The sequence below is a fragment of the Streptomyces niveiscabiei genome (assembly GCF_001419795.1).
Classification (GTDB): Bacteria; Actinomycetota; Actinomycetes; order Streptomycetales; family Streptomycetaceae; genus Streptomyces; species Streptomyces niveiscabiei.
In genome coordinates, this window is record NZ_LIRL01001347.1 from 1 (window position 1) to 3,172 (window position 3,172).

Below are 3,172 nucleotides of genomic sequence, written 5' to 3' on the forward strand. Positions count from 1 at the left end.
GTGTGGGGTGGGGCGGCGGGTTGTGCTGCGGGGGTGTGCCCATCGAAGTCGTGCCCATCGAGGCCGTGCGCTTCGAGGCCGTGTGCTTCGGCGCCGTGCGCCTCGGTGTGCTGTGCCTCGGTGTCCTGTGGTGCCATGTGCCCGCCTCTGCTTCCGGTACCCGAGCCGAAACTTCCAGGAGTCTTCCGGAAAAACGGCGGAGAGGGGAGGGGTTTTGGGCGGGGAGGGGCGAGAAGTGGGCGTGGGCATGTGTCAGGGCCGGGACACGGGTGTGTCGCCGGCCCTGGGCGTGCCCTGGTCCGCTGCTCTGTTCTCAGGCCACCGCCACGATCCGGCCCGGGCCCAGCGGGCGGTGCGGGTCGATCACGCTGCCGTCCGGCAGCAGCTCACCGGTGTCCTCGAACAGCAGGACGCCGTTGCACAGCAGGCTCCAGCCTTGTTCCGGGTGGTGCGCCACCAGGCGGGCGCAGTCCCGGGCGGTGGAGTCGGCTGGCGGACACGGTGGCTGGTGCTGGCACATGGAAGGGATCTTTCGCTCTGTCGTGACGGATGAAGTGACCGGTGCGATGTGTGGATCGTGTGTCATGTCGTTCTCGCGGCGCGAAGCGTCGTTCATGGCCGCCCCCGTTGTGATAAGTCGGTCGGAACCCAGTGTTGCTCTACGGGCGTGGATCCGCAGGGATTTCGCGGTACCGCTACTCACAGGTTCATGACGCGTCACTCGCACGGGCGGTTCAGTCCCGCCGCCCGGTCACTTCGGATGGTTCAGGCTGGTCACAACGGGCTAGTCCGGCAGGATGACGTCACGCCGGGGAGCTCAACAGGGGCGCCGGCGTGACCCGGTGGGTGAGCGCCGGGAGCAACTCCGCGACCCGGTGCGGGCGGTGGGCCGCGATGCCGGGCGGGGCCGGGGCCAGCGGGATCAGGACGTCCGCCGGAGCGGGGTGCCCGGTCGTGCCGTCGGACGCGCAGTCGCCGTGCAGCCAGAGCGTCAGCATGTACAGGCCGGGGACGGACAACAGGCGTGCCTGGACGGCGAGTTCGGTGGACTCCGCCTGGCGCAGGGCCCGTTCCGTCGAGTCGATGTACGGGCCCTCGAAGAAGTGCGAGAACGTCCAGCCGTCCGCCGTGAGGCGGGTCTCCGCGGCGGCCACGGCCCGGTCCTGGCAGCGGATCAGGAACCGCCAGCCGGCCAGCCGGGTCTCGGGCACGCCCTCGGCGCTGATCCGGTCCAGCACGTGCAGCGGGAGCGGGAGTTCGGGCACCGCCTGACCCTCGGCGGTCCTCAGGGACGGGGTACGGGCCTCACGGACGGCCGTCGGGGAGCCGAGGGCGGTGAGGACGGAGCGCAGGGCGGGCGCGGGTGCCGGGGGGACATGCAGCGGCATGGTGGGTCGCCTCTCATTCGACAGGCAAGGGGGACGCGAGGGCGGGGGCGGACGGCGCTGTCAGCTCTCGGATTCGGGGCGGTGCGGTCGGAGAGGCAGTGCCGTGGCCGGTGTACCGGGGTGCGTGCGATCTGTCGTCCGCGGCCTGAACGGCAGTTCCTTCGGCCGGGTTCCCGCCTTCTCCGCCTGTCGCGGAGTTTATACGACGGGTGTTCGGAGTGGGTTTCGGCTAGCCGACCCCTTTCCCCGTCGCAAGTATCTATTCGGTCGGCGATACGACTGAATCATCCCGATTCACAGCACCCTCACCGGCGTCCACCTGGGAAAGTCTCCGCCCTGCGGACGGCGTATTTCCGTCGGTGTTTTTCACGAGCAGCCGAGTTCCGGAAAAAGAGTTCCGCGCCACGCTTCGTCGAATGTGTCGCCGGTCACTTATGGGGTGCTTACGAGGGGCTGGGCCCAGCCTAGCGGGCCCCGGACGGCGCCGGGGGCGTTATCGATCGTTCCGCTGGGCATCATCCTTCCGGACCCGGGACGACCCCCGGCGGCCGGGAAACCGGGCCGCCAGCCGAGGAGGGACGCTTCGTATGGGCGAGAAGGTCGTGGCTGGCGCGTTCGACCTGTCCGATCGACAGCACTACCGCGACAAGCTCCGGCAGTGCCTCGCGGGGCTGGAGCGACTGCTGGCCGAACAGCGCTTCGACCGCCCCAAGAACCTCATGGGGCTGGAGATCGAACTGAATCTCGCGGGTGCCGACGGTGCGCCGAGAATGTTGAACGGGCAGGTACTCGAACGTATCGCGAGCCGTGATTTCCAAACAGAACTCGCCAGGTTCAATCTGGAGGTCAACATAGCTCCGCACCGGCTCGGCGGGCGGGTATTTGACCAGCTCGCCGAGGAACTCCGTACCTCCCTGGCATATGCGCACCGTAAGGCCCGGGAAGTCGACGCCGGAATCGTGATGATCGGGATTCTGCCTACCCTCGGGGCCGAGGACCTCGTCTCCGCGAACCTCTCCGAGGTCGACCGGTACGCCCTCCTCAACGATCAGATCGTCGCCGCTCGTGGGGAGGACTTCACCCTCGACATCGACGGGGTCGAGCGGCTCTCCTGCACCGCCAAGTCCATCACCCCCGAGGCCGCCTGCACCTCCGTACAGCTCCATCTCCAGGTCACGCCCGGGCGGTTCGCCGATGTCTGGAACGCCGCGCAGGCCGTTGCCGCCGTTCAGGTCGCCGTCGGGGCGAACTCGCCGTTCCTCTTCGGGCGGGAGTTGTGGCGGGAGTCGCGGCCTCCGCTCTTCCTCCAGTCCACCGACACCCGGCCGCCCGAGCTTCAGGCCCAAGGGGTGCGGCCCCGGACCTGGTTCGGGGAGCGGTGGGTCTCCTCCGCGTACGAGCTGTTCGAGGAGAATCTCCGGTTCTTTCCGGCGCTTCTTCCGATCTGTGACGAGGAGGAGCCGCTTGGGGTCATCGCGGCTGGGGGGACGCCCAAGCTCGCCGAACTCGTTCTGCACAACGGGACCGTCTACCGGTGGAACCGGCCCGTCTACGGGGTTGCCGACGGGGTTCCTCATCTGCGCGTCGAGAATCGGGTGCTGCCTGCCGGGCCCACCATCACCGATGTGCTCGCCAACGCCGCGTTCTACTACGGCGTCGTGCGGGCCCTTGCCGAGGAGTCCCGGCCCGTGTGGACGCGGTTGCCCTTCGAGGCTGCCGCCGCGAACTTCGACGTTGCCTGCCGGTATGGGATCGAGGCGCGGGTGCTGTGGCCTCGGCGGGGG

3 protein-coding genes are annotated in these 3,172 nt (G+C 68.9%); 1 reads left to right on the plus strand and 2 read right to left on the minus strand.

Annotation, left to right across the window (positions count from 1 at the left end; translation table 11 throughout):
- Positions 1–313: 313 nt before the first annotated feature.
- Positions 314–520, minus strand: coding sequence for a DUF5999 family protein (locus tag AOK24_RS43865; protein WP_055725395.1), 207 nt, complete (start codon positions 518–520; stop codon positions 314–316).
- Between the two features lie 283 nt (positions 521–803).
- Positions 804–1,388, minus strand: coding sequence for a hypothetical protein (locus tag AOK24_RS43870; RefSeq protein WP_055725396.1), 585 nt, complete (start codon positions 1,386–1,388; stop codon positions 804–806).
- Positions 1,389–1,975: 587 nt separating this feature from the next.
- Between AOK24_RS43870 and AOK24_RS43875 the strand changes: the two genes are divergently transcribed.
- Positions 1,976–3,172: glutamate-cysteine ligase family protein (locus tag AOK24_RS43875; RefSeq protein ID WP_055725397.1), on the plus strand; the 1,197-nt coding region annotated here is incomplete at its 3' end.

Bases quoted from the DNA above. Each gene is read 5' to 3' on its own strand.
- AOK24_RS43865 (WP_055725395.1), bottom strand. From the start codon at position 520: ATGTGCCAGCACCAGCCACCGTGTCCGCCAGCCGACTCCACCGCCCGG.
- AOK24_RS43870 (WP_055725396.1), bottom strand. From the start codon at position 1,388: ATGCCGCTGCATGTCCCCCCGGCACCCGCGCCCGCCCTGCGCTCCGTC.